Annotated in this window: 34 protein-coding genes; 32 read left to right on the plus strand and 2 right to left on the minus strand. The window is 45.8% G+C overall.

The annotated features are described in order from the left end of the window. The 32 genes from DXE35_RS00005 to dsbD form a co-directional block, all read left to right on the plus strand. A partial coding sequence (locus DXE35_RS00005; protein WP_462803956.1) for an EF-Tu C-terminal domain-related protein occupies window positions 1-246 on the plus strand: 246 nt, incomplete at its 5' end. A gap of 116 nt (window positions 247-362) precedes the next feature. Beyond that, complete coding sequence (gene rpsJ / locus DXE35_RS00010) at window positions 363-674, plus strand: 30S ribosomal protein S10 (protein WP_011901899.1); 312 nt, start codon at window positions 363-365, stop codon at window positions 672-674. A gap of 197 nt (window positions 675-871) precedes the next feature. Next, window positions 872-1,528, plus strand: a complete 657-nt coding sequence (gene rplC, locus DXE35_RS00015; RefSeq protein ID WP_114690317.1) for a 50S ribosomal protein L3 — start codon at window positions 872-874, stop codon at window positions 1,526-1,528. Between the two features lie 11 nt (window positions 1,529-1,539). Next, a complete protein-coding gene (gene rplD, locus DXE35_RS00020) occupies window positions 1,540-2,160 on the plus strand; it encodes a 50S ribosomal protein L4 (protein WP_114689100.1) in 621 nt (206 codons plus the stop codon). Then, complete coding sequence (gene rplW, locus DXE35_RS00025) at window positions 2,157-2,471, plus strand: 50S ribosomal protein L23 (protein WP_114689101.1); 315 nt, start codon at window positions 2,157-2,159, stop codon at window positions 2,469-2,471. Before rplD ends, rplW begins: the two co-directional genes overlap by 4 nt. Before the next feature lie 2 nt (window positions 2,472-2,473). Then, the gene (gene rplB / locus DXE35_RS00030; protein ID WP_114689102.1) at window positions 2,474-3,304 is read left to right on the plus strand and encodes a 50S ribosomal protein L2; all 831 of its coding nucleotides are present in this window, start codon (window positions 2,474-2,476) and stop codon (window positions 3,302-3,304) included. Between the two features lie 19 nt (window positions 3,305-3,323). Next, window positions 3,324-3,602 (plus strand): 30S ribosomal protein S19, encoded by a 279-nt coding sequence (rpsS, locus tag DXE35_RS00035; RefSeq protein ID WP_114689103.1) that lies wholly within the window; start codon window positions 3,324-3,326, stop codon window positions 3,600-3,602. A gap of 7 nt (window positions 3,603-3,609) precedes the next feature. Next, window positions 3,610-3,942, plus strand: coding sequence for a 50S ribosomal protein L22 (rplV, locus tag DXE35_RS00040; protein ID WP_197713907.1), 333 nt, complete (start codon window positions 3,610-3,612; stop codon window positions 3,940-3,942). Between the two features lie 8 nt (window positions 3,943-3,950). Further along, window positions 3,951-4,778, plus strand: coding sequence for a 30S ribosomal protein S3 (rpsC, locus tag DXE35_RS00045; RefSeq protein ID WP_114689104.1), 828 nt, complete (start codon window positions 3,951-3,953; stop codon window positions 4,776-4,778). 2 nt (window positions 4,779-4,780) lie between these two features. After that, complete coding sequence (gene rplP / locus DXE35_RS00050) at window positions 4,781-5,194, plus strand: 50S ribosomal protein L16 (protein ID WP_114689105.1); 414 nt, start codon at window positions 4,781-4,783, stop codon at window positions 5,192-5,194. Window positions 5,195-5,210: 16 nt separating this feature from the next. Continuing rightward, a complete protein-coding gene (rpmC, locus tag DXE35_RS00055; protein ID WP_068320118.1) occupies window positions 5,211-5,405 on the plus strand; it encodes a 50S ribosomal protein L29 in 195 nt (64 codons plus the stop codon). A gap of 12 nt (window positions 5,406-5,417) precedes the next feature. Then, a complete protein-coding gene (gene rpsQ / locus DXE35_RS00060; RefSeq protein ID WP_114689106.1) occupies window positions 5,418-5,687 on the plus strand; it encodes a 30S ribosomal protein S17 in 270 nt (89 codons plus the stop codon). A 183-nt stretch (window positions 5,688-5,870) separates the two neighbouring features. Further along, the gene (gene rplN, locus DXE35_RS00065; RefSeq protein ID WP_114689107.1) at window positions 5,871-6,239 is read left to right on the plus strand and encodes a 50S ribosomal protein L14; all 369 of its coding nucleotides are present in this window, start codon (window positions 5,871-5,873) and stop codon (window positions 6,237-6,239) included. 9 nt (window positions 6,240-6,248) lie between these two features. Further along, complete coding sequence (gene rplX, locus DXE35_RS00070) at window positions 6,249-6,557, plus strand: 50S ribosomal protein L24 (RefSeq protein ID WP_015420242.1); 309 nt, start codon at window positions 6,249-6,251, stop codon at window positions 6,555-6,557. A 16-nt stretch (window positions 6,558-6,573) separates the two neighbouring features. Further along, window positions 6,574-7,116 carry a 50S ribosomal protein L5 gene (rplE, locus tag DXE35_RS00075; protein ID WP_114689108.1) on the plus strand — a complete coding sequence of 181 codons (543 nt, stop codon included), beginning with the start codon at window positions 6,574-6,576 and terminating at the stop codon, window positions 7,114-7,116. Between the two features lie 9 nt (window positions 7,117-7,125). Then, window positions 7,126-7,431 carry a 30S ribosomal protein S14 gene (gene rpsN, locus DXE35_RS00080; protein WP_114689109.1) on the plus strand — a complete coding sequence of 102 codons (306 nt, stop codon included), beginning with the start codon at window positions 7,126-7,128 and terminating at the stop codon, window positions 7,429-7,431. Window positions 7,432-7,455: 24 nt separating this feature from the next. Beyond that, window positions 7,456-7,851 (plus strand): 30S ribosomal protein S8, encoded by a 396-nt coding sequence (rpsH, locus tag DXE35_RS00085; RefSeq protein WP_114689110.1) that lies wholly within the window; start codon window positions 7,456-7,458, stop codon window positions 7,849-7,851. 10 nt (window positions 7,852-7,861) lie between these two features. Beyond that, entirely contained in the window at window positions 7,862-8,395 is a 534-nt protein-coding gene (gene rplF, locus DXE35_RS00090; protein ID WP_114689111.1) for a 50S ribosomal protein L6, read from the plus strand. A 13-nt stretch (window positions 8,396-8,408) separates the two neighbouring features. Then, window positions 8,409-8,762 (plus strand): 50S ribosomal protein L18, encoded by a 354-nt coding sequence (rplR, locus tag DXE35_RS00095; RefSeq protein ID WP_114689112.1) that lies wholly within the window; start codon window positions 8,409-8,411, stop codon window positions 8,760-8,762. Window positions 8,763-8,780: 18 nt separating this feature from the next. Further along, window positions 8,781-9,299, plus strand: a complete 519-nt coding sequence (rpsE, locus tag DXE35_RS00100; RefSeq protein WP_114689113.1) for a 30S ribosomal protein S5 — start codon at window positions 8,781-8,783, stop codon at window positions 9,297-9,299. A gap of 24 nt (window positions 9,300-9,323) precedes the next feature. After that, a complete protein-coding gene (gene rpmD / locus DXE35_RS00105) occupies window positions 9,324-9,512 on the plus strand; it encodes a 50S ribosomal protein L30 (protein ID WP_114689114.1) in 189 nt (62 codons plus the stop codon). 27 nt (window positions 9,513-9,539) lie between these two features. Next, the gene (gene rplO / locus DXE35_RS00110; protein ID WP_114689115.1) at window positions 9,540-9,980 is read left to right on the plus strand and encodes a 50S ribosomal protein L15; all 441 of its coding nucleotides are present in this window, start codon (window positions 9,540-9,542) and stop codon (window positions 9,978-9,980) included. Between the two features lie 16 nt (window positions 9,981-9,996). Continuing rightward, window positions 9,997-11,334, plus strand: coding sequence for a preprotein translocase subunit SecY (gene secY, locus DXE35_RS00115; RefSeq protein ID WP_114689116.1), 1,338 nt, complete (start codon window positions 9,997-9,999; stop codon window positions 11,332-11,334). Between the two features lie 4 nt (window positions 11,335-11,338). Then, window positions 11,339-11,557 (plus strand): translation initiation factor IF-1, encoded by a 219-nt coding sequence (gene infA / locus DXE35_RS00120; RefSeq protein ID WP_068320132.1) that lies wholly within the window; start codon window positions 11,339-11,341, stop codon window positions 11,555-11,557. A gap of 35 nt (window positions 11,558-11,592) precedes the next feature. Next, the gene (rpmJ, locus tag DXE35_RS00125) at window positions 11,593-11,709 is read left to right on the plus strand and encodes a 50S ribosomal protein L36 (RefSeq protein ID WP_012357167.1); all 117 of its coding nucleotides are present in this window, start codon (window positions 11,593-11,595) and stop codon (window positions 11,707-11,709) included. 24 nt (window positions 11,710-11,733) lie between these two features. Then, complete coding sequence (gene rpsM, locus DXE35_RS00130) at window positions 11,734-12,099, plus strand: 30S ribosomal protein S13 (RefSeq protein ID WP_114689117.1); 366 nt, start codon at window positions 11,734-11,736, stop codon at window positions 12,097-12,099. 18 nt (window positions 12,100-12,117) lie between these two features. Continuing rightward, window positions 12,118-12,525, plus strand: coding sequence for a 30S ribosomal protein S11 (gene rpsK, locus DXE35_RS00135; RefSeq protein WP_114689118.1), 408 nt, complete (start codon window positions 12,118-12,120; stop codon window positions 12,523-12,525). 120 nt (window positions 12,526-12,645) lie between these two features. Further along, window positions 12,646-13,269: a 30S ribosomal protein S4 gene (rpsD, locus tag DXE35_RS00140; protein WP_114689119.1), complete on the plus strand. Its 624-nt coding sequence runs from the start codon at window positions 12,646-12,648 to the stop codon at window positions 13,267-13,269. Window positions 13,270-13,293: 24 nt separating this feature from the next. Next, entirely contained in the window at window positions 13,294-14,274 is a 981-nt protein-coding gene (locus DXE35_RS00145; protein ID WP_114689120.1) for a DNA-directed RNA polymerase subunit alpha, read from the plus strand. Between the two features lie 16 nt (window positions 14,275-14,290). After that, a complete protein-coding gene (rplQ, locus tag DXE35_RS00150) occupies window positions 14,291-14,686 on the plus strand; it encodes a 50S ribosomal protein L17 (protein WP_114689121.1) in 396 nt (131 codons plus the stop codon). A 71-nt stretch (window positions 14,687-14,757) separates the two neighbouring features. Then, window positions 14,758-15,108 carry a divalent-cation tolerance protein CutA gene (cutA, locus tag DXE35_RS00155; protein WP_114689122.1) on the plus strand — a complete coding sequence of 117 codons (351 nt, stop codon included), beginning with the start codon at window positions 14,758-14,760 and terminating at the stop codon, window positions 15,106-15,108. Between the two features lie 2 nt (window positions 15,109-15,110). Beyond that, complete coding sequence (gene dsbD / locus DXE35_RS00160) at window positions 15,111-16,781, plus strand: protein-disulfide reductase DsbD (RefSeq protein ID WP_231969884.1); 1,671 nt, start codon at window positions 15,111-15,113, stop codon at window positions 16,779-16,781. A 42-nt stretch (window positions 16,782-16,823) separates the two neighbouring features. On the opposite strand, the gene hemB is transcribed toward dsbD, so the two are convergent. Beyond that, the gene (gene hemB / locus DXE35_RS00165) at window positions 16,824-17,843 is read right to left on the minus strand and encodes a porphobilinogen synthase (protein WP_114689124.1); all 1,020 of its coding nucleotides are present in this window, start codon (window positions 17,841-17,843) and stop codon (window positions 16,824-16,826) included. Beyond that, a complete protein-coding gene (yihA, locus tag DXE35_RS00170) occupies window positions 17,827-18,492 on the minus strand; it encodes a ribosome biogenesis GTP-binding protein YihA/YsxC (protein WP_114689125.1) in 666 nt (221 codons plus the stop codon). Before yihA ends, hemB begins: the two co-directional genes overlap by 17 nt. Between the last annotated feature and the right edge of the window lie 85 nt (window positions 18,493-18,577).

An 18,577-nucleotide genomic window follows, 5' to 3' on the forward strand; every position in this document is an offset into this window, starting at 1 on the left:
AAAGACGAAGGTGGCCGCCATACTCCATTCTTTAACAACTATCGTCCACAGTTCTACTTCCGTACTACGGACGTAACTGGTTCAATCGAGTTGCCAAAAGACAAAGAAATGGTAATGCCTGGGGATAACGTAACCATTACCGTAAAACTCATCGCTCCAATCGCGATGGAAGAAGGTTTACGTTTTGCGATCCGTGAAGGTGGCCGTACTGTTGGCGCCGGAGTGGTTGCAAAGATTTTGGCTTAAGTTTTACTAGTAATTAATATTTAGCGGTTTGCTAACCGGTGACATCAGTGCTGCTGATGTCACCGTGCTCTTTAGATGTATAACGTGGCAGCACCACAACGCTCTTTGGAATTAATATGCAAAACCAAAAAATTCGTATTCGTCTTAAAGCATTTGATTACCGTTTGATCGACCAGTCAGCAGCTGAAATCGTTGATACAGCTAAGCGTACCGGTGCAGTTGTTAAGGGTCCAGTACCTTTGCCAACCCGTATCGAGCGTTTTGATATCTTGCGTTCACCACACGTGAACAAGACATCCCGCGACCAGTTAGAGATCCGTACCCACCTTCGTTTGATGGATATCGTTGATCCTACAGAGAAAACTGTTGATGCCTTAATGAAATTAGACCTGCCAGCAGGCGTGGACGTCGAAATTAAATTGCAGTAATTTGTTGTTTCTAATCTTTTTGCTTGTCAAGACTGGGTTTTCGGGATAGAATTTAAGGCTTCGCTCAATTATTTTGGCGAAAATCTTAGTTTTATCAGCATCCAAAACGTTGGAAGTTATTGAGTTAGAAGTACTTTTACTTGTAAATCACTTAAATTAATTTTGCCGACCAATCGAAGTCGGCGTGGAGCATGAATATGAGCTTAGGCTTAATCGGCCGCAAGGTCGGCATGACCCGTCTATTTACGGACGAAGGGGAAGCGATTCCTGTCACCGTAATCGACGTGAGCGACAACAGAATCGCTCAAATCAAGACCCAGGCAACTGATGGCTATGACGCTATCCAGTTGGCACATGGCACACGTAGAGCTACTCGCGTTACCAAAGCAATGGCTGGTCACTTCGCTAAAGCGGGTGTGATGGCTGGTAATGCACTCAACGAATTCCAATTAGACGCAGCAAAAATCGCAGAAATGACACCAGGACAAGTTGTTCCTGCCGAAGCTGCATTTACTGCTGGTCAAAAAGTGGACGTGCAAGGCGTAACAATCGGTAAGGGTTACGCAGGCACCATCAAGCGTTATCACTTCGCTTCTGGTCGCGCATCACACGGTAACTCACGTTCACATAACGTACCAGGCTCTATCGGTATGGCGCAAGATCCAGGCCGTGTTTTCCCTGGTAAGCGTATGACCGGTCACTTGGGTAACGTTACACGTACAGTGCAAAATTTAGTCATCGCACGCATTGATGCAGAACGCAATCTCATCATGGTTAAAGGCGCTATTCCAGGTGCCCCAGGCGGTAAAGTTATTGTTACTCCAGTGGTGAAGACACCGTTGAAGAAGCAATAAGGAGAGCGAATATGGAACTTAAGCTTCTCCAGGACAACGGTACTTTAGGTGCGGGCGTACAAGCTTCACCAGAAGTATTCGAGCGTGAATATAACGAAGCATTGGTACACCAGGTTGTAGTCGCTTACCAAGCAAATGCACGTAGTGGTAACCGTGCACAAAAAGACCGTGAGCAAGTTAAGCACACAACCAAAAAACCTTGGCGTCAAAAAGGTACTGGTCGTGCACGTGCTGGTATGAGCTCTTCCCCGCTGTGGCGTGGAGGTGGTCGTATATTCCCAAATTCTCCAGAAGAGAATTTCAGTCAAAAAGTAAACAAGAAAATGTACCGCGCTGGCATGAGATCGATTTTGTCTCAGTTAGCTCGCGAAGGTCGTTTGAATGTGGTTGATCAATTTAATCTTGACGTTCCAAAGACCAAAGTTTTGGCCGAAAAAGTGAAAGCAATGGGCTTGGATTCAGTCTTGATCATAGTTGATCAGGTTAGTGAGAATTTGTACTTGGCATCACGTAACTTGCATAAAGTTGTCGTGGTTGAGCCACAGCACGCTGATCCATTGGCTTTGGTTCAATACAAAAAAGTATTGGTAAGCAAAGCAGCGATCGCAAAAATTGAGGAGTTGCTGAAATGAGCCAAGTCCGTAAAAACGATCACAACCTGATGAAGGTTCTGCTTGGACCGGTGATCTCTGAAAAAGCCACTATGGTTGCAGAGAAAAACGAACAAGTAGTTTTCCAAGTAGCTCGCGACGCAAACAAGAGCGATGTAAAACAAGCAGTTGAATTGCTCTTCAAGGTGCAAGTTGACTCAGTTCAAATCGTGAATCACAAGGGTAAGCCTAAGCGCTATGGCCGTTTTGAAGGTCGTCGTGACCACACCAAGAGGGCCTATGTGAATTTGAAGCCAGGTCAAGAAATTAACTTTGAAGCGGAGGCGAATTAATCATGCCTTTGATGAAAACTAAACCGACCTCACCAGGTCGTCGCTCAATGGTCAAGGTGGTCAATCCTGACCTCCATAAAGGTAAGTCTTTTGCACCATTGTTAGAGCCACAGTTTCAAAAAGCAGGCCGTAATAACAACGGTCATATCACTACTCGCCATAAGGGCGGTGGCCATAAGCATCACTACCGTGTTGTTGACTTCAAACGCAACGACAAAGATGGTATTCCAGCAAAAGTTGAGCGCTTGGAATACGATCCAAACCGCAGTGCAAATATTGCATTGATCGTGTTTGCGGATGGTGAGCGTCGCTACATTCCTGCTGCTAAAGGCATGACTTTTGGTCAGGCAATCATGAATGGCGCTGAAGCGCCAATCAAGTCTGGTAACAATTTGCCTATTCGCAACATTCCAGTTGGTAGCACGATTCACTGTGTAGAAATCATGCCTGGTAAAGGTGCTCAAGTAGCGCGTTCTGCTGGTGGGTCCGCAGTATTGTTAGCGCGTGAAGGCGTATACGCTCAAGTGCGTTTGCGCTCCGGTGAAGTTCGCCGTGTTCTGATTGAGTGCCGCGCCACTATTGGTGAAGTTGGCAATGAAGAGCATAGCTTGCGTCAAATTGGTAAAGCAGGTGCAAATCGCTGGCGTGGTATTCGCCCAACCGTTCGCGGTGTAGCAATGAACCCAGTAGATCACCCACACGGTGGTGGTGAAGGTAGAACTGGCGAAGGCCGTGTACCTGTATCTCCATGGGGCACTCCAACCAAAGGTTATCGCACACGTCGCAATAAGCGTACAACTTCGATGATCGTTCAACGTCGTCAAAAACGTTAAGCGATAAGGATAAATAGATATGACACGTTCAGCTAAAAAAGGCCCATTTTGCGACGCCAGCTTAGTAAAAAAAGTTGAAGTTGCACAAGCCAACACAGACAAAAAGCCGATCAAAACTTGGTCACGCCGTTCAACAATCCTTCCAGACTTTATTGGTCTGACGATTGCTGTACATAACGGTCGTCAACACGTTCCGGTATATGTATCAGAAAATATGGTTGGTCATAAGTTAGGCGAATTTGCCTTGACCCGTACTTTCAAAGGTCACGCTGCTGACAAGAAAGTAACAAAGAAGTAAGGGGATGATGATGGAAGTTAAAGCTATTCACAAGGGTGCCCGCATTTCTGCGCAAAAGACACGTTTGGTCGCCGACCAAATTCGTGGTTTGCCGATTGCTCGCGCATTAAACATTTTGAACTTCAGCCCCAAGAAAGCTGCCTTCATCGTGAAGAAAGTTGTTGAGTCCGCAGTGGCCAATGCTGAACACAATAAAGGTGCTGACATTGACGAGCTCAAGGTTGCAGCAATTATTGTTGATAAAGGCACTTCATTGAAGCGCTTTACCGCACGCGCTAAGGGTCGCGGTAATCAAATTGAAAAACAAACTTGTCACATTAGCGTGACCTTGAGTAACTAAGGAAAAATATGGGCCAAAAGATACACCCAACTGGATTCCGACTCGCGGTAACGAAGAATTGGACATCACGTTGGTATGCGAGCAACACTGACTTTGCGAAGATGCTGAAAGAGGACGTAGATGTCCGTAGCTATCTCAAGAAGAAGTTGAAGAATGCATCCGTAAGTAAAGTAGTGATTGAGCGTCCTGCTAAGAACGCACGCATCACCATTTACAGCTCACGTCCAGGCGTTGTAATCGGTAAAAAAGGCGAGGATATTGAAGTGCTCCGTCGTGAATTACAAAAGCGTATGGGTGTTCCAGTTCACGTGAACATTGAAGAGATTCGTAAGCCTGAAGTCGATGCACAATTGATCGCTGACTCTATTATTCAACAGTTAGAGAAGCGCATTATGTTCCGTCGCGCTATGAAGCGCGCCATGCAAAATGCGATGCGTCTTGGCGCGCAAGGCATCAAGATCATGTCTTCTGGTCGTTTAAATGGTGCGGAAATTGCTCGTCGCGAATGGTACCGTGAAGGTCGCGTTCCACTTCATACATTGAAGGCGGACATTGACTACGCAACATCAGAAGCTGAAACAACATACGGCATCATCGGTGTAAAAGTTTGGGTATACAAAGGCGACACATTGGGTCGTGGTACAGAAGCGCAAGTTGCTGCACAAGCTGCTGAACCAGCTGCCGAAGAAAAGAAAACTCGTCGTGTACAAAGCAAGACGGCTGCTCGTAAACCAGCTGCTGGCACAGACAAGCCATTAGTTGCTGCTAAACCAGCAGTAAAGCGTGTGCATAAGGTTGAAACACCAGCCGCAGATACGCAGAAGTCAGGAGAGTAAGCATGCTACAACCAAAGCGTCGCAAGTATCGTAAGGAACAAAAAGGCCGTAACACTGGCGTGGCAACACGCGGAAGTTCTGTAGCCTTTGGTGACTTTGGATTGAAGGCCGTTGGCCGTGGTCGTTTGACTGCTCGTCAAATCGAGTCAGCACGTCGTGCAATGACTCGTCACATTAAACGTGGTGGCCGTATTTGGATTCGCATTTTCCCAGATAAGCCAATTTCACAAAAACCTGCTGCAGTACGTATGGGTAACGGTAAAGGTAACCCAGAGTACTACGTAGCTGAAATTCAGCCAGGCAAAGTGCTTTACGAGATGGACGGTGTTGATGAGCAATTGGCGCGCGAAGCTTTCAAGCTTGCTGCTGCTAAGTTGCCTTTACAGACCACTTTCGTGATGCGCCACTTAGGTTGATCGGGGGATAGAGATTATGAAAAATACAGAATTAGCTTCAAAAGATCTGAACGCTTTAAATGCAGAGTTGACCGAGTTGCTGAAGACCGGTTTCAAGCTCCGTATGCAAAAAGGCACTCAGCAACTCACAAATACCAGTCAATTGGGTAAAAATAAGCGCGACATCGCTCGTGTGAAGACTTTTATTGCCCAAAAGACTGCACAGAAATAAGGAAAAAGGGATATGACAGAATTATCTAAACCCTTGCGCCGCACCATTGTGGGCCGCGTTGTTAGCGACAAAATGCAAAAAACTGTGACGGTGTTGGTTGAGCGTCAAGTTAAGCATCCTGTGATTGGTAAGTACGTTGGCCAGTCCAAAAAGTACCATGCTCATGACGAAGCTGGCACATATAAGATCGGTGATACCGTTGAAATTGCTGAATCTAAGCCAATGTCACGTACTAAATCTTGGGTTGTGACCCGTTTAGTTGAGGCTTCAGAGGGTCTTTAAAGAAATATTAGGGATTTTAGCGAAGTTTCTTCCCAAATCCCTGTTTTACGTAGTAAAATAAAAAGCTTCTCTAGTTTTATTGGAGAAGCGGTGTTTTTCATTAATTCCGGGTTTTAGTTTTCGTTAAAACCCATAGACGGAACCAAGACTGTTTGCCTTTGGCAAATAAGTTGGGGATTAGAAATGATACAAACCGAAAGTAGATTACAGGTTGCCGATAACACAGGCGCCAGTGAAGTGTTGTGCATCAAGGTATTGGGCGGATCTAAGCGTCGTTACGCCAGTATCGGTGATGTCATCAAAGTCAGCGTTAAGTCTGCTTCTCCACGTGGCCGTGTAAAAAAAGGCGACATTTATAACGCCGTAGTAGTGAGAACTGCTAAGGGTGTTCGCCGTCCAGACGGTTCATTGATTAAGTTTGATGGCAACGCTGCGGTATTGCTCAACGCTAAGTTAGAGCCAATTGGCACACGTATCTTTGGACCAGTGACGCGCGAATTGCGTACTGAAAAGTTCATGAAGATCGTTTCTCTCGCCCCCGAAGTTATTTAAGAGGCTGATATGAAAAAGATTCGTAAAGGTGATTCCGTAGTTCTATTGACTGGCCGCGATAAGGGCAAGCAAGGAACTGTTACAGCCGTTCTCGAGAACAAATTAGTAATCGAAGGCGTCAATATTTACAAAAAGAGCGTTAAGCCAAACCCAGCAGCCGGTGTTACTGGCGGCATGATTGACAAGACGATGCCTGTTCACATTTCTAATGTGGCTTTGGTTGACGGTAACGGCAAACCATCACGTGTTGGTATCAAACTCGTTGACGGTAAAAAGCAGCGTTTCCTCAAAACCACTGGCGCGACTTTAAGCGCATAAGGGGCACGGAGAAATTATGAGCACACGTTTTCAAGAGCACTATCAATCTAAAGTTGTTGCAGATTTGATCGCCAAATTTGGTTACAAGTCTGTAATGGAAGTTCCACGCATCACTAAGGTAACCCTGAGCATGGGCTTAGGCGATGCAGTGAATGATAAAAAAATTATCGAAAATGCAGTTGGCGATTTAACTAAAGTTTCTGGTCAAAAGCCAGTGGTAACTAAGGCCAAAAAAGCGATTGCAGGTTTCAAAATTCGTCAAGGTTACCCAATCGGCGCCATGGTGACATTGCGTGGTGCACGCATGTACGAATTCTTGGATCGTTTCGTTACTATTGCATTGCCACGCGTACGCGACTTCCGCGGTATCTCTGGTAAAGCATTTGACGGTCGTGGTAACTACAACATCGGCGTTAAAGAGCAGATCATTTTCCCTGAAATCGAATACGACAAAATTGATGCCCTCCGTGGTCTCAATATCAGTATTACGACGACTGCTAAAACCGACGAAGAAGCAAAAGCTTTGTTGGCAGCATTCAAATTCCCTTTCCGCAATTAAGAGGCTAACGTGGCAAAACTATCCCTAATTGAGCGCGAGAATAAACGCGCACAAACTGTAGAAAAGTACGCTGTTAAGCGTGCTGAACTCAAAGAGATCATTGCTGATCAATCACGCAGCGATGAAGAGCGCTATGAGGCTCGCTTGAAGCTACAGGCACTTCCACGTAACGCAAGCCCGATTCGTCAAAGAAATCGTTGTTCATTAACCGGTCGCCCACGCGGCACATTCCGTAAGTTCGGTTTGGCTCGTAGCAAGATTCGTGAAATCGCCTGCCGTGGCGAAATCCCCGGTTTAACCAAGGCCAGCTGGTAAGCGGCGAAAGAAGTAGGAGAACTCATGAGTATCAGCGATCCAATCGCCGACATGTTGACAAGGATCCGCAATGCGCAAGCAGTGCAGAAACCCGTAGTCTTGATGCCGTCGTCAAAAGTTAAAGTAGCCATCGCAAAAGTTTTGCAAGATGAAGGCTATATTGAAAATTTCGAAATCAAAGGTGAAGCAGCGAAGCCAGTGTTGCAAATTGATCTCAAATACTATGCAGGCCGTCCTGTTATTGAGCGTATTGACCGTGTATCAACACCAAGTCTACGCATCTATAAAGGCCGTCATGACATTCCAGAAGTAATGAATGGCTTAGGCATTGCAATTATTTCAACCCCTCAAGGCGTAATGACTGACCGTAAAGCACGTGCAACAGGCGTGGGCGGCGAAGTTATTTGCTACGTATCTTAAGGAGCGAAATATGTCCCGCGTAGGTAAATCACCAATTACAGTTCCTAAGGGCGCTGAAATCAGCATCAACGGTGAAAACATTACTGTTAATGGCCCTTTAGGCACGTTGACACACAACTTGCATCCTTCTGTTGGGTTGAAACAAGAAGATGGCGTATTGACTGTTGTTTTGAATAACGACACACCAGAAGCTGGTGCTCAGTCTGGTATCGCTCGTGCTTTGGTTAACAACATGGTTGTTGGCGTAACTACTGGCTTTGAGCGCAAGCTCAGCTTGGTAGGCGTTGGTTACCGTGCTGCTGCTCAAGGTGAGACATTGAAATTGCAGTTGGGTTTCTCGAACGACATTATTTACAACCTGCCAAAGGGTGTAAAGGCTGAGACTCCTACTCAAACTGAAATCATTATCAAAGGTTCCAACAAGCAGCAAGTTGGCCAGGTCGCAGCTGAAGTTCGCGCATACCGTTCACCAGAGCCATACAAAGGCAAGGGTGTTCGCTACGTGGATGAGGTTGTGCATCTGAAAGAAACTAAGAAGAAGTAAGCGAGATTAGAAAATGAATAAAGACGCATCCAGACAAAGACGTGCTAGGCAGACTCGTATTCGCATTGCCGAAGCATTGGCAAATCGCTTAACAGTTATCCGTAGCAACTCTCATATTTCTGCTCAGGTTTATAGCCCATGCGGAACCAAGGTTGTAGCAGCTGCTTCAACAATGGAAAAAGATTTGCGCCAAGCGATTAAAAACGGCGGCAACGCTGAAGCTGCAAAACAAATCGGCAAGTTAGTTGCTGAGCGTGCTGTTAAGGCAGGCGTTGTTGATGTTGCTTTTGATCGTTCCGGTCATCGTTACCACGGCCGTATTAAGGCCTTAGCTGAAGCTGCGCGTGAAGCCGGCCTGAAGTTCTAATAGGGTTTAGGAAAAAACATGGCAAAAATGCAAACTAAGATGCAAAACGAAGACCGTGATGATGGTCTTCGCGAGAAGATGATCGCTGTTAATCGTGTAACTAAAGTGGTTAAGGGTGGTCGTATCCTCGGATTCGCTGCACTCACTGTAGTTGGCGATGGCGATGGCCGCATCGGCATGGGTAAAGGCAAATCAAAAGAAGTTCCAGTTGCCGTTCAAAAAGCAATGGACGAAGCACGTCGCAAAATGATTAAAGTCACTCTACGTAAAGGTACTTTGCAGCACACGGTTACTGGTCAACATGGCGCGTCACGCGTTTTGATTGCTCCAGCTAAAGACGGTACTGGAATTATTGCTGGCGGCCCAATGCGCGCGATTTTCGACGTAATGGGCGTAACTAACGTGGTTGCTAAGTCACTCGGCTCAACAAACCCATACAACTTGGTTCGTGCAACCATTGATGGTTTGAGCAAGATGAGTACTCCTGCTGAGATTGCTGCTAAGCGCGGTAAGTCAGTTGAAGAGATTCTCGGTTAAGACCAAAAGATTAGGAATCTATAAATGACAACATCTACCTCCAAAGTCAAACTGCAATTAGTACGCAGCTTGATCGGTACACGCGAAAGCCATCGTGCAACTGTACGTGGCTTAGGCCTTGGTCGCATCAATTCAGTTTCTGAATTGGAAGACACTCCAGCTGTTCGCGGCATGATTAATAAAGTTTCTTATCTAGTTAAAGTCATTGGCTAATAACTAGCAAGTAAATAGGCGAAGAATATGCAACTCAACACAATTAAACCCGCAGAAGGCTCTAAGAAAAACCGTCGTCGCGTTGGTCGCGGCATTGGTTCTGGTCTTGGTAAAACTGCTGGCCGTGGTCACAAAGGTCAAAAATCCCGTTCTGGTGGTTTCCACAAGGTAGGATTTGAAGGCGGTCAGATGCCTATGTACCGTCGTTTGCCAAAGCGTGGTTTCGTGTCTTTGACGCGTCGTCATGCTGGTCAAATTACTTTGAATGACTTAGCAAGAATCAATTTGCCAGAAGTGGACTTATTGGTATTGAAAGCTCATGGCTTCGCTGGTGATCAAATCAATGCAGTTAAGGTTATCAAAACTGGCGAACTCAAGATTGCTGTAACCCTCAATGGCATCACAGCAACTGCCGGCGCAAAAGCAGCTATTGAAGCAGCTGGCGGCAAATTGGTTGAATTGGCTTAATAGGCTTTTAGTAGATATGGCATTAGCACCTACCAATAACGCAAGCACCGCAGCATCAGGTGGCAAGTTTGGCGAATTACGCCAACGCTTAGTCTTCCTGGTGTTGGCTTTGCTCGTGTTCCGTTTGGGTGCTCATATTCCAGTTCCTGGTATTGATACAGACCAATTGGCGCAGCTGTTCTCTGGTCAAAAAGACGGTATCTTGGGAATGTTCAATCTGTTCTCAGGTGGCGCTTTATCTCGCTTTACCATATTTGCTTTGGGAATCATGCCTTACATTTCCGCATCGATCATCATGCAGTTAATGACGATTGTTGTTCCTTCTTTAGAGTCTTTGAAAAAAGAAGGTCAAGCAGGTCAACGTAAGATTACTCAGTACACCCGCTATGGCACTGTGTTCTTGGCTACATTCCAGGCTTTAGGTATTTCTGTTGCATTGCAAGCTCAACCAGGTTTGGTGATTAACCCAGGCTTAATGTTTGAATTGAACACCGTGGTGACCCTAGTAACTGGCACGATGTTCCTCATGTGGCTTGGCGAGCAAATTACTGAGCGTGGTCTTGGTAACGGTATCTCCATCATTATTTTTGGCGGTATTATTTCTGGTCTGCCAAATGCATTAGCTAGCTTGTTAGAGCTGGTTCGCACTGGCTCAATGAATATTATTTCCGCATTGCTCATCGTAGTGATTTGCGTGGCGGTGACTTATTTTGTGGTGTTTGTAGAGCGCGGTCAGCGCCGTCTCTTGGTGAACTATGCTAAGCGTCAAGTTGGCAACAAGATTTACGGTGGCCAATCCTCTTATTTCCCATTGAAGTTAAATATGGCGAGTGTTATTCCTCCAATTTTTGCTTCTTCAATCATTTTGTTCCCTGCAACAATTGCTGGCTGGTTTACATCAGGCGAGCCAACCAATATGTTTAGCAGAATTATTAAAGATTTAGCAGCGACTTTAGCCCCAGGTCAGCCTGTTTACACAATTTTGTATGCAGCTGCGATTATTTTCTTCTGCTTCTTCTATACCGCTTTGGTATTTAACAGCCGTGAAACTGCTGAGAACTTGAAGAAGAGCGGTGCATTTGTTCCAGGTATTCGTCCAGGTGACCAGACAGCGCGTTATATCGATAAGATCTTGGTGCGTTTGACTCTAGCAGGCTCTATTTATATGGTTCTGGTTTGCTTGTTGCCAGAATTCTTGGTGTTGAAGTACAACGTGCCGTTCTATTTCGGTGGTACTTCATTGTTGATTATTGTGGTTGTTGCAATGGATTTCATGGCTCAAGTTCAGTCATTTGTTATGCAACAGCAGTACGGCTCTTTGATGAAAAAAGCTAACTTTAAGATGGGCGCTTAACTGAATGTCTAAAGACGATGTAATTCAGATGGCGGGAGAAGTTGTAGAGAATTTGCCGAACGCGATGTTTCGCGTGAAGCTGGAAAACGGACATGTGGTGTTAGGGCACATTTCTGGCAAGATGCGGATGCACTACATCCGTATTTTGCCGGGAGATAAGGTGACAGTGGAGATGACTCCTTACGACCTGACGCGTGCCAGAATTATTTTCCGTGCGAAGTAAAGATTAAGTAGTACCTATTTTTTAAGAGGTGAGTTATGAAAGTTTTAGCATCCGTTAAGTGTATTTGCAGAAATTGTAAGATCATTAAGCGCAAACGCGTTGTGCGCGTGATCTGTTCTTCAGACGCACGTCATAAGCAGCGTCAAGGCTGATCTGGTTAATTAAGAGGAAATCTTATGGCACGTATCGCTGGGGTAAACATCCCAAATCATCAACATACTGTCATCGGTTTGACAGCAATTTTTGGCATCGGCACAACTCGTGCACACCAAATCTGCAATATCACAGGTGTTGCAATAGACAAAAAAGTTAAAGATCTTACTGACGGTGACTTGGAAAAGTTGCGTGATGAAGTAGGTAAGTTCGTCACGGAAGGCGATCTTCGTCGTGCAGTAACTATGAGCATCAAGCGATTGATGGACTTAGGTTGCTACCGTGGCGTTCGTCATCGTAAGGGCTTGCCTGTACGTGGTCAACGTACTAAGACAAACGCGCGTACCCGTAAGGGCCCACGTAAGTCTGGCGTGCAACTGAAGAAATAATCAAGAAAGTTTATTGACATGGCACAACAAAAATCTGCTGCAGCTGCTTCACAGCGCGCTCGTAAGAAAGTTAAAAAGAACGTTTCTGACGGTATTGCACACGTTCATGCTTCGTTTAATAACACCATTATTACGATCACTGATCGTCAAGGAAATGTGCTTTCATGGGCAACTTCTGGCGGCCAGGGCTTCAAAGGCTCACGTAAATCAACACCTTTTGCGGCGCAGGTAGCTGCAGAAGTTGCTGGTAAGACAGCCATTGAATGTGGTATCAAGCACCTGGAAGTTCAGATCAAAGGCCCAGGCCCAGGTCGTGAATCAGCAGTTCGCGCATTGAACTCTTTGGGCATCAAGATCACCGAGATTCAAGACGTAACTCCAGTTCCACACAATGGTTGTCGTCCTCCTAAGCGTCGTCGTATCTAAGCTTGGAAGTTGGCAGTACAAATAGTTTCAGTAGTTTTTTTATTAAAGCCCACTGTTCGCCTGATTTAAAGGGTGAACTCACCGCCGGTCGTAAGACTGCGGCAAAGAAAGGAAATTAACGTGGCACGTTACTTAGGGCCTAAGGCCAAATTAGCACGTCGGGAAGGTATCGACTTATTTTTAAAGAGCGCACGTCGCGCCATGTCAGACAAGTGCAAGTTAGATACTAAGCCTGGTCAACATGGTCGTACATCTGGCTCAAGAACATCCGATTACGGCCATCAATTGCGTGAAAAGCAAAAGGTTAAACGTATCTATGGCGTATTAGAGCGTCAATTCCGTCGTTACTTCGCTGAAGCCGAGCGTCGTAAGGGCAATACTGGTGAAACATTGCTCCAATTGCTTGAGTCACGTTTAGACAACGTGGTTTATCGCATGGGCTTTGGTTCAACACGCGCTGAAGCACGTCAGCTGGTTGCTCACTGTGCAATTTTGCTCAATGGCCAACCCGTGAATATTCCATCCATTCAGGTTAAACCTGGTGATGTAGTTGCTATTCGCGAAAAAGCGAAGAAGCAAGCGCGTATTACAGAATCACTCAATTTGGTCGGACAAATGGCAGCTGTTACTTGGGTTTCAGTTGACGCAGCCAAGCTCGAGGGAACATTTAAGCAAGTGCCTGACCGCGAAGAGATTAGAGGTGAAATTAATGAAAGTTTTATTGTCGAATTGTATTCACGTTAATTTAGGCACTCTCAAGGAAAAAATATGCAAACAAATTTGCTCAAGCCAAAGATTATTTCTGTTGAAGCGCTTACCGCCAACCAAGCTAAGGTTGTTATGGAGTCGTTCGAGCGTGGCTATGGCCACACACTCGGAAATGCATTACGTCGTGTACTGTTGTCCTCGATGGTTGGTTATGCGCCAACTGAAGTAGCTATTGCTGGTGTTGTTCATGAGTACTCCACATTGGATGGAGTGCAAGAGGATGTAGTAAACCTCTTATTGAACCTCAAGGGTATCGTATTTAAGTTGCAGTCACGTGACGAAGTTACTATCAATTTGCGTAAAGAAGGCCCAGGCGTTGTAACCGCAAAAGATATTGATTTGCCACATGATGTAGAAATCATGAATCCTGATCACGTTATCGCTCACTTGTCCGCTGGCGGCAAGTTGGATATGCAGATCAAGGTTGAAAAAGGCCGTGGCTATGTTCCAGGTAACGTTCGTCAGTACAACGATGAAGCCACTAAGATCATTGGCCGTATTGTGTTGGATGCGTCATTCAGCCCAGTAAGCCGTGTTAGCTATGCTGTTGAGTCTGCTCGTGTTGAGCAACGTACTGACCTCGATCGTCTCGTAATGACTATCGAAACAAACGGCGTGTTGTCTCCTGAAGAGGCGATTCGTCAAGCGGCTAGCATGTTGGTTGATCAGTTAGCTGTATTCGCGGCTCTTGAGAGCAGCGAAGTTTCTGGTGATTTGACACCAAGCCGCTCTTCAATGGTTGACCCAATGTTGATGCGTCCGGTTGATGATCTCGAGCTCACAGTTCGCTCTGCAAACTGCTTGAAGGCTGAGAACATTTACTACATCGGTGACTTGATTCAACGTACAGAGAATGAATTGTTGAAGACGCCTAATTTAGGTCGCAAATCTTTGAATGAAATCAAAGATGTATTGGCGGCTCGTGGCTTAAGTCTTGGCATAAAACTCGAAAGCTGGCCTCCAGCTAATCTCGAGAAATAATTAGAAAGGAAGCATCATGCGTCACGGAAACGGCTTACGCAAACTAAACAGAACATCATCACATCGCTTGGCGATGCTGCGCAATATGTCCAATTCTCTTTTGGAGCACGAAGTCATTAAAACGACTTTGCCAAAAGCTAAAGAATTGCGCATGGTTGTTGAGCCTTTGATTACATTGGGTAAAAAAGATAACTTAGCAAACCGTCGCTTAGCATTTAATCGTACACGTGATCGCGATATCGTGACAAAGCTCTTCAAAGAACTCGGCCCACGTTACGCAACACGTCCAGGTGGCTACCTTCGTATTTTGAAGTTTGGCTTCCGTCATGGCGATAATGCACCAATGGCTTTGGTTGAGTTGGTGGATCGCCTAGAAGTTGAAGAAACAGCATCAGTAGCTGAAGAGGTGTAAGTCCTTTAGCTGCATTGAAAAGCCAGGCTCCGGTCTGGCTTTTTTCATTTATTGGTTTTTATAGATACAGAATGTCTAAAAATTCCCCGGCCTCTTCCAGCACGCTTTTAGTAGTGGCAACAAGCCTACCAAGCGTGGAGCTTGCCAAAACTATGGCTCGTGCCATGGTGGAAAACTATTTAGCCGCTTGCGTTCAGTTGACCGAGGGCATTCAATCAATTTATCGTTGGGAAGGTAAGATTTTCGAAGAGAAAGAGGTGTTGCTATCCGCTAAAACTACTGAAGCTAAGTGGCTTGAGATAAGCACCTTTATTAAAAATGCACATCCTTATGATCTTCCTGAGATATTGGCTTTTTCTCCTGAGCAATATGAAAAGCAATACGGCAAATGGGTAGAGTCTGAGGTAAATTTGAAGTCATGAGAATGCATTCATTCGTAGCAAAAATCGTTGCCCTGTTTGTACTCTTGTCTGCGCAAGTTTTTGCTGCGCCCGATGTTTTACCTCTCGAAAAAGCATTTCGCGTTGAGGCTACTTGGTTAGAAAACAGCAATCAAATTGAGCTGGAATTCTTGCCGGCTAAAGGCTATTACATCTATCAAGAATCGCTTAAGTTTCAGGCGGGTGTGCAGGCTGGAAAGCTAAGTAACATAAGGCCTTCGCTGCCAGTGGGCGTGGAAAAGTTTGATGAAACCTTTCAGAAAAAACTGCAGGTATACAAAGAGCCATTCTTAGTTATTTTGGATGCAAAACCGGCCACTGGAAAACCACTTCATGCTGAGGTGACGCTCCAAGGTTGCGCAGAAGCGGGTATTTGTTATCAGCCAATGACCCTTCAGTTTTTACTTGCTGCGCCGGACGTAAAAGCGGCCCCAATTCCAGAAGCTTTAAATTCCACCGCAGCAGCCAATGTTCAGGCCAATGGAGAATTTGGCCTCACTGATTTATGGCGTGAGCGCGATGACATTAATGCAATTGGCCGTTTTTTAGAAAGCACCTCAACTACATATTTATTTCTAGCATTTTTTGTTTTAGGCCTCGCTTTAGCGTTTACGCCTTGCGTACTTCCCATGCTGCCCATTCTCTCGAGCGTGATCTTTGGAACTCAGGGTGGCAAAGCAATGTCTAAGGGCCGTGCCAGCATTCTGGCGCTAGCCTATGTCTTGGGTATGGCTCTGGTGTATGCCTTGGCTGGCGTGCTGATGGCTGCTCTAGGAGGTAGCGTTCAGCGTGCTTTGCAAAGCCCGTTTACCCTAGGTGCCTTTGCATTGCTGCTTCTAACTCTTTCTGGCAGCTTATTTGGCTTATATGACCTCCGTTTGCCGCAATCATGGCATCACCATGTGGATAAACTCGCAGGGCGTCAAAAAGGCGGAAGTGTGTTGGGTGCTTTTGCTTTGGGGGCCATTTCTACCTTAGTAGCCAGCCCATGCATTACCGCTCCTTTAGCAGGCGTTCTGGCCTTTATTGCGCAAACTGGCTCCATGAGCCTAGGTGCAGGACTGCTCTTTGTGATGGCTATAGGAATGGGTCTGCCACTGCTTTTCATTGCCATTGAAGCGCGTATTTTGATCCCATCTACTGGCATTTGGATGGTGTATTTGCAACGCATGCTAGGCGTTTTGTTGGTAGCTACGGCTGCTTGGATTGCCTCACCGTTGCTACAAAAAAATGATGGCGTTGGCAGTACAAAAACTATCAATGGACAGAGTGTTCATCAAGTGGGTGATTTATCTTTTACGGTAATTCAGTCTCCAGCGCAGCTAGATGCGCAATTGAGCAAAGCGAAATCAGAAAATAAATTCGTTCTCTTGGATTTTTATGCTGAGTGGTGTATTAGTTGCAAGGAGATGGAAGTCAATACTTTTGCCAATCCAGAGGTGAGCAAAGAGCTAAAGCAGTTTGTGCTGATACAAGCGGACGTCACTGCAAATAGCCCTGAGAACCAGGCATTGCTTAAGCGTTTTGGTTTATTTGGCCCTCCGGGTATTTTGATTTTTAATCAAAATTCACAAGAGCAAAAAGATCAACGCGTGATTGGCTATATGCCACCGCAGCGTTTTATTGAACGCCTCAGGAATGCGTTGAAAAACTAAAGCAGCCATTCATTAATAAGAAGCAAGCAAATAACCAAATAGTTACTTGCTTGCTTTAATTAGGCGCGCAGCCTCAAGCGCAAAGTAAGTCAATACACCATCTGCACCTGCGCGCTTAAATGCGAGCAGCGATTCCATCATGACGGGATCATGATCTAACCAGCCATTTTGTGCAGCTGCTTTGAGCATGGCGTATTCACCGCTTACTTGGTATGCATAGGTTGGGTAATTAAATTCATCTCTTACGCGGCGTACGATATCCAAATAAGGCATGCCAGGTTTGACCATGACCATATCGGCGCCTTCGCTGATATCAAGAGCGACCTCCCGAAAAGCCTCGTCGCTATTGGCGCAATCCATTTGGTATGTCTTTTTATCGGCATTGCCTAGGTTCTTGGCAGAGCCTACTGCATCTCTAAATGGGCCATAAAAAGCGGAGGCATACTTAGCTGAGTAAGCCATGATGCGCGTATGAATGAGCTTCTTTTGCTCTAATGCTTCACGAATTTTTCCGATGCGACCATCCATCATGTCCGATGGCGCGACAATATCGACGCCAGCCTCTGCTTGCGCAATCGCCTGCTGTACCAAAATTGCGGTGGTCTCATCATTCAGAATACGACCTTGTGCATCGAGTACGCCATCTTGACCATGGCGGGTGTACGGATCTAGCGCTACATCGGTCATGATGCCTAAATTAGGAAAGCGTTTCTTGAGTTCACGCACAGCCTTCGGAATCAAGCCATTGGGATTAAAAGCTTCCTTGCCGTCGGACGTTTTTAATGTCGCATCAATCACTGGAAAGAGTGCTAGTACTGGAATACCCAAGTCGACACACTCTTGCGCGACTGGAAAAAGTAAATCTAAAGAAACGCGATTAACCCATGGCATTGAGGCAACTGCTTCAGATTTGCCTTGTCCTTCGAGTAAAAAAACTGGGTAGATCAGGTCGCTGGCAGAAACGCTGTTCTCCTGCATGAGACGACGTGACCAATCGGCACGACGCATGCGGCGTGGACGATGTCCTGGAAAATTAAGCAATGAATTAGCTGGTGATTTCATCTTCTTTAGTCTCTGCTTCAAATAACCGCTTAATAACAATGTTGTCGGCCTCTTCTAAGCCAATGCGTTTGGTGCTTGAGAATAATTGTGCCGTAAGTTGCTTGGACTCACCATGGCCATCAGGCAAAGCGGGGTCATATTGCTGTAATTGTTTGCGAACAGCTTCTAGGGCATGTTTGCACTCACTTTTGTTGAGTTTGTCGCATTTACTGAGCAAAACATGGATGGGTTTGCCGGTGGGCACAAACCACTGAATCATTTGTTCATCTAGGTCTGTAATGCCATGCCGAGAATCCACGATTAGAACCATGCCTACTAATTGCTCCCGCTCCTGCAAATAGTCGCTTAGGAGGGTGTTCCAGTGGCATTTGGTCTCATGGTTAACGGCCGCATAGCCATAACCAGGCAGGTCCACCAAATAGGCTAAGAGATCGTCCTTCGCGAAAAGGCCGAAATAGTTGATGTGTTGGGTGCGCCCAGGCGTTTTACTGGCAAAAGCCAGCCTTTTTTGGTTGCAAAGGACGTTTATAGCGCTAGATTTGCCCGCATTTGAGCGTCCAGCAAAGGCCACCTCACGCAGGGGGGTGGCAGGCAGGCAATGGGTGTCATTGACTGTGGTGGCGAATCGGGCTTGAAAGAGTTTAGACATATCCAGAAGCTATTGTAAAATCACGCAAAATCATGAAATATCTCATGGTGTTGGGTAAAAGAGGTTGTAAATGCAGGGCCCAAAC

It is taken from the genome of Polynucleobacter necessarius (genome assembly GCF_900095215.1).
Classification (GTDB): Bacteria; Pseudomonadota; Gammaproteobacteria; order Burkholderiales; family Burkholderiaceae; genus Polynucleobacter; species Polynucleobacter necessarius_H.

Excerpts from the sequence above, each read along its gene's own strand:
- dsbD (WP_231969884.1), top strand. The coding sequence starts at position 15,111 with ATGCATTCATTCGTAGCAAAAATCGTTGCCCTGTTTGTACTCTTGTCT.
- rpsH (WP_114689110.1), top strand. The coding sequence starts at position 7,456 with ATGAGTATCAGCGATCCAATCGCCGACATGTTGACAAGGATCCGCAAT.
- cutA (WP_114689122.1), top strand. The coding sequence starts at position 14,758 with ATGTCTAAAAATTCCCCGGCCTCTTCCAGCACGCTTTTAGTAGTGGCA.
- rpsK (WP_114689118.1), top strand. The coding sequence starts at position 12,118 with ATGGCACAACAAAAATCTGCTGCAGCTGCTTCACAGCGCGCTCGTAAG.
- hemB (WP_114689124.1), bottom strand. The coding sequence starts at position 17,843 with ATGAAATCACCAGCTAATTCATTGCTTAATTTTCCAGGACATCGTCCA.
- rpmD (WP_114689114.1), top strand. The coding sequence starts at position 9,324 with ATGACAACATCTACCTCCAAAGTCAAACTGCAATTAGTACGCAGCTTG.
- rpsE (WP_114689113.1), top strand. The coding sequence starts at position 8,781 with ATGGCAAAAATGCAAACTAAGATGCAAAACGAAGACCGTGATGATGGT.
- rplW (WP_114689101.1), top strand. The coding sequence starts at position 2,157 with ATGAGCCAAGTCCGTAAAAACGATCACAACCTGATGAAGGTTCTGCTT.
- rplB (WP_114689102.1), top strand. The coding sequence starts at position 2,474 with ATGCCTTTGATGAAAACTAAACCGACCTCACCAGGTCGTCGCTCAATG.
- rplD (WP_114689100.1), top strand. The coding sequence starts at position 1,540 with ATGGAACTTAAGCTTCTCCAGGACAACGGTACTTTAGGTGCGGGCGTA.
- rpmJ (WP_012357167.1), top strand. The coding sequence starts at position 11,593 with ATGAAAGTTTTAGCATCCGTTAAGTGTATTTGCAGAAATTGTAAGATC.
- rplC (WP_114690317.1), top strand. The coding sequence starts at position 872 with ATGAGCTTAGGCTTAATCGGCCGCAAGGTCGGCATGACCCGTCTATTT.
- yihA (WP_114689125.1), bottom strand. The coding sequence starts at position 18,492 with ATGTCTAAACTCTTTCAAGCCCGATTCGCCACCACAGTCAATGACACC.
- rplV (WP_197713907.1), top strand. The coding sequence starts at position 3,610 with ATGATGGAAGTTAAAGCTATTCACAAGGGTGCCCGCATTTCTGCGCAA.
- rpmC (WP_068320118.1), top strand. The coding sequence starts at position 5,211 with ATGAAAAATACAGAATTAGCTTCAAAAGATCTGAACGCTTTAAATGCA.
- rplO (WP_114689115.1), top strand. The coding sequence starts at position 9,540 with ATGCAACTCAACACAATTAAACCCGCAGAAGGCTCTAAGAAAAACCGT.
- rpsJ (WP_011901899.1), top strand. The coding sequence starts at position 363 with ATGCAAAACCAAAAAATTCGTATTCGTCTTAAAGCATTTGATTACCGT.
- infA (WP_068320132.1), top strand. The coding sequence starts at position 11,339 with ATGTCTAAAGACGATGTAATTCAGATGGCGGGAGAAGTTGTAGAGAAT.
- rplF (WP_114689111.1), top strand. The coding sequence starts at position 7,862 with ATGTCCCGCGTAGGTAAATCACCAATTACAGTTCCTAAGGGCGCTGAA.
- rpsQ (WP_114689106.1), top strand. The coding sequence starts at position 5,418 with ATGACAGAATTATCTAAACCCTTGCGCCGCACCATTGTGGGCCGCGTT.
- rpsM (WP_114689117.1), top strand. The coding sequence starts at position 11,734 with ATGGCACGTATCGCTGGGGTAAACATCCCAAATCATCAACATACTGTC.
- secY (WP_114689116.1), top strand. The coding sequence starts at position 9,997 with ATGGCATTAGCACCTACCAATAACGCAAGCACCGCAGCATCAGGTGGC.
- rpsS (WP_114689103.1), top strand. The coding sequence starts at position 3,324 with ATGACACGTTCAGCTAAAAAAGGCCCATTTTGCGACGCCAGCTTAGTA.
- rplX (WP_015420242.1), top strand. The coding sequence starts at position 6,249 with ATGAAAAAGATTCGTAAAGGTGATTCCGTAGTTCTATTGACTGGCCGC.
- rplP (WP_114689105.1), top strand. The coding sequence starts at position 4,781 with ATGCTACAACCAAAGCGTCGCAAGTATCGTAAGGAACAAAAAGGCCGT.
- rplQ (WP_114689121.1), top strand. The coding sequence starts at position 14,291 with ATGCGTCACGGAAACGGCTTACGCAAACTAAACAGAACATCATCACAT.
- rpsC (WP_114689104.1), top strand. The coding sequence starts at position 3,951 with ATGGGCCAAAAGATACACCCAACTGGATTCCGACTCGCGGTAACGAAG.
- rplN (WP_114689107.1), top strand. The coding sequence starts at position 5,871 with ATGATACAAACCGAAAGTAGATTACAGGTTGCCGATAACACAGGCGCC.
- rplE (WP_114689108.1), top strand. The coding sequence starts at position 6,574 with ATGAGCACACGTTTTCAAGAGCACTATCAATCTAAAGTTGTTGCAGAT.
- rplR (WP_114689112.1), top strand. The coding sequence starts at position 8,409 with ATGAATAAAGACGCATCCAGACAAAGACGTGCTAGGCAGACTCGTATT.
- DXE35_RS00145 (WP_114689120.1), top strand. The coding sequence starts at position 13,294 with ATGCAAACAAATTTGCTCAAGCCAAAGATTATTTCTGTTGAAGCGCTT.